Genomic DNA, 2,576 nt, shown 5'->3' with positions numbered 1-2,576 from the left:
ATAGGCCCCGTTCATGGTAGCAAATCCGGCGACGATCGGTTCTACCAGCGGGAAATCGACCGCACCGCCGATAACCACATCGGCCAGGCCACGTTGCAGGAGCAGTTCACCCATAATCAGAGAAGTAATTCCCGTGGCGCAAGCCGTTATAGTGGAACAGATAGGACCTGTGGCCCCGGTGAATACGGAAATCCGGCCGCCGACCATGTTGATACAGGAATTGGGATTGGTGAAGGGATGAGGCATTTTCTGTTGAGAAATCATCAGGCGATCCGCTTCCAAAACAGCATCCATTCCACCGACGGCGGTGCTGAAAGTGACGGCCACGCGTGGGGCAATTTCGGGCGTAATCACCAGACCACTTTTTAAAAGAGCGCGGTGCACTACCAACAGGGCGTATTTAAAAATGGGGGAGGTCCAATGGGCCATTTCCCGGGGCTGCAAAAAAGGAAAAGGACGGGGGTCGATGGGGGGAACTTCACCGGCCACCCTAACCGGAAAATCGGTGCTTAACGGGAATCGGGTTAAAGGACCTATCCCTGAGTCCCCGCGAACAGCCCTTTCCCATTGGGCTTCCCAATCCGTTCCTAATGGGGAAACGGCATCATACCCTAAAATGACTGCTTTTTTTGAACCCATAAGGGCATCCCCAGGGAAATAAAGTCCCATGTCTGAAGAGGAAAATTTTTTCTTTAATACTGATAGGTTCGTAAGAAGTCGCTAAAACCCAACTCACGTCATTCCGGTCCCGCATCAAGTGCGGGATAGACTCCAGCCGGAATCCAGTATTTTACATGTTGTTAGAATTCTCCTGGACCCCGGCTTTCGCCGGGGTGACGACTCTTAACTTGTTCCTCAATATCAATCCGGTGGTACAAAATCCGGGGAGCCTTCCGCCCCGGGGTTTTTATAACATCGAGATTGACCTTATCGTAAAAGCCGATGAAGTGCCGACAAGGGCAGGTTGCCTGAGGGCCGCCTGGAATCACCAAGGGATAAAGCGATAGAGCTTGGCAAACATTTCATAGACTTCGATCCAGTTTTGTAAATCTTCGGTGGTCCGGATATGCTCCCGCTTATTGACCATGGCCCAGCTCATGTGGGCCGCGCCATCCTTGCAGGTGGAGCAGTCCCGCGTGGCCGAAGTACAGCAGCGATGGACCGTCTTTAAATCGGAAGCCCAACGGATAAAATGGATCAGGCGGCGGGGTTGGGGGTTCCGGTCGTCCAGGGACTCGGTAACCGAGGGACATTCGTTCCAGCCGAAGGAACGTCCCATCATCTTCCCGGTAGTGATGATTTGATGGTAATATTTGCTGGAAATGACCGTCTGGGGGTATTTATCCAACATCTCATCCATTTCCCGGCGTATGGCCTTCATCTCCCCTTCACTCCAGGAAAAGCCGTCCACATGTTCATCATTCGATAATAGCTGAAGATGGACCTTCAAGCCCACCTCGGCGATCCTTTGAATGACCGGCTCGATCTTGCCCACCTGCCGAGGGGTGATGGTGTACAGATAATAGGTAAAAGGGTCACCGGCATAATTCTTACTGGAAACGGCAAAGGTGTCCCGTCCCCGGAGAACTTTTTCGTCTTCCGGACTGCCCCAGAGCGAGATCCCGACCATCAGGTCCGGAAACCGGTCCCGGGGAATTTTAATCAACCCGTTGGTCGCGCAATAGGTCGGCAGACGCCGGTAGAAAGCCTCGACCCGATCCAGGTAAAGGGTCGGCTCACCCCCGATCAGGATGGCCAGATTGACCCCTCGTTCCTTTTCCCGGTCGATAAACGCTTCCCATTTCCTGATATCCATTTCTTCCCGGGCCGCCTTATGTTCATTGGAAGAAAAGAAGAAACAACCCTTACAGCGTAAATTGCACTGGTTGGTGACGTCATATATCGAACTGCGGATATTCAGATTGGATATCCGTTTGTAGCGCTCGTGCCAGGATTGATCCAATAGTGAACTAACGGTGATCATATACCTATGAGTTCCTTTGTTTAATTGACCCGAATAGGAAATAAGCTTCCGAAACTATCAGCCCCGGTCTGAAATTTTTTCCTCAACATATTCAGCGATCAAGCGAATGGTTTTCAATTTGGGATAATCATCCTCGTCGATTACAATCTTATATTCATCCTGCAAAACCAAGGCAATGGTAGCCAAATCCATACTGTCAATTCCCAATTCATCAATCAGATCCAAATCAGGATTGAACGTTTCCACCGTCACGTCCTCCAGTTTGAGTTCGGAAATGATAATTTGGGATACCTTTTCAATAATGCCTTTAATATCATGGGGTTTAGGCATCATTTTCCTCCTTGCTGACCTATATTTATTTTGTGGGGTTCTTTTAAAATGAGCTGGCAGGAAAACGAGTTTCTCAAAGAACTTTGTCTTCTTAGGACCCCTCCCATTAATAATTCAATTATAAGTTGAAAAGGGAAGCGGGGTCAAGGAAAAATAAGTTTAAATTGTATTTTATATTGACAATAACCCTTGTTATGTTAGAAAAACAAATACGTTTTTTCCCGGTAATCCCTAATCAAAAAATCATTGTTCTTTATTACGA

4 protein-coding genes are annotated in these 2,576 nt (G+C 48.6%); 1 reads left to right on the top strand and 3 read right to left on the bottom strand.

Going from position 1 to position 2,576, the window contains the following annotated elements; translation table 11 throughout:
* Positions 1-639: beta-ketoacyl synthase N-terminal-like domain-containing protein (locus ACYC56_RS15050; RefSeq protein ID WP_461374985.1), on the bottom strand; the 639-nt coding region annotated here is incomplete at its 3' end.
* Positions 640-794: 155 nt separating this feature from the next.
* Between ACYC56_RS15050 and ACYC56_RS15045 the strand changes: the two genes are divergently transcribed.
* Complete coding sequence (locus ACYC56_RS15045; RefSeq protein WP_461374984.1) at positions 795-1,007, top strand: hypothetical protein; 213 nt, start codon at positions 795-797, stop codon at positions 1,005-1,007.
* On the opposite strand, the gene ACYC56_RS15040 is transcribed toward ACYC56_RS15045, so the two are convergent.
* Positions 986-1,984 (bottom strand): radical SAM protein, encoded by a 999-nt coding sequence (locus ACYC56_RS15040; protein ID WP_461374983.1) that lies wholly within the window; start codon positions 1,982-1,984, stop codon positions 986-988. The genes ACYC56_RS15045 and ACYC56_RS15040 overlap by 22 nt on opposite strands.
* A 57-nt stretch (positions 1,985-2,041) precedes the next feature.
* Positions 2,042-2,317: an acyl carrier protein gene (locus tag ACYC56_RS15035; protein WP_461374982.1), complete on the bottom strand. Its 276-nt coding sequence runs from the start codon at positions 2,315-2,317 to the stop codon at positions 2,042-2,044.
* Positions 2,318-2,576 lie beyond the last annotated feature (259 nt).

This window comes from Candidatus Aquicultor sp. (assembly GCF_054640775.1).
This window is presented reverse-complemented; position numbering and strand designations above follow the sequence as displayed.

Coding starts and splice junctions, on each gene's coding strand:
- ACYC56_RS15045 (WP_461374984.1), top strand. CDS start 795: ATGTTGTTAGAATTCTCCTGGACCCCGGCTTTCGCCGGGGTGACGACT.
- ACYC56_RS15035 (WP_461374982.1), bottom strand. CDS start 2,317: ATGATGCCTAAACCCCATGATATTAAAGGCATTATTGAAAAGGTATCC.
- ACYC56_RS15040 (WP_461374983.1), bottom strand. CDS start 1,984: ATGATCACCGTTAGTTCACTATTGGATCAATCCTGGCACGAGCGCTAC.